Source organism: Pseudomonas sp. B3G-3 (genome assembly GCF_028640915.1).
Classification (GTDB): Bacteria; Pseudomonadota; Gammaproteobacteria; order Pseudomonadales; family Pseudomonadaceae; genus Aquipseudomonas; species Aquipseudomonas chlororaphis_I.
The window spans coordinates 1-618 of sequence record NZ_JAQZAB010000018.1 but is presented as its reverse complement, the minus strand read 5'-3'; the positions used below and the strand labels follow the sequence as shown (position 1 = coordinate 618).

The 618-nt window shown below is 52.1% G+C and carries 1 protein-coding gene; it reads right to left on the bottom strand.

What is annotated here, in order from left to right; all coding sequences use genetic code 11:
* Positions 1-603 (bottom strand): tetratricopeptide repeat protein (locus PVZ80_RS00195; protein ID WP_273863276.1); only part of this gene is annotated, 603 nt, incomplete at its 3' end.
* Positions 604-618: the final 15 nt, after the last annotated feature.

The window sequence follows — 618 nt, the reverse complement described above, 5'->3', positions numbered from 1 at the left end:
GGCTGCGCGGAACATCACGGAGGGATTTCCTACCTGATGCCAGAGGCCGACGCGCGGCGAGGGCTGGCCGCTAGTACTAGTACGGGCCGGTGATGGAGGTAAAGGGCACAGGCGATCAATGTCAGGGAAGCGTTTCTCTGGATCGGCCTGGAGTTGCTTTCTGAGGTTGTAGTAACAAGCGGCTCTCTGGGGGTCTTTCAAAACTCCATACTCTCCATTCTCGAAAGTCCTATAGAGTGTGAAAAGACTCTTGTTACTCCCGAGAGATGCTGATCTTTGGAAGTACTCTAAGGCCCGAAATGTGTCATTTTCTACAATTAGAAAATGCAGGCCCAGTGTATGTCCCGCCGCAGCTAAGTCTTGCCCTAGTGCACACTCCAGCATTTGCACGGCAATAGAAAATCCACGACTTTTTTCCGGCTCTCCCTGTCGAATAAATGCATCACGAATTGCCTCTCCTGCTGCGTGCTGCCCATAGCGATTTCCCAAGTCAGCTGACCTTCGAAAGAAACTCATTGCAGCGCGATCGTCCTGTTTAACGCCGACCCCTTGCTGCAGCATGACGCCCATGAGATAAAACGCATGGGGAGAGTTGAGTTTCATCGCTTGCTCAACAAG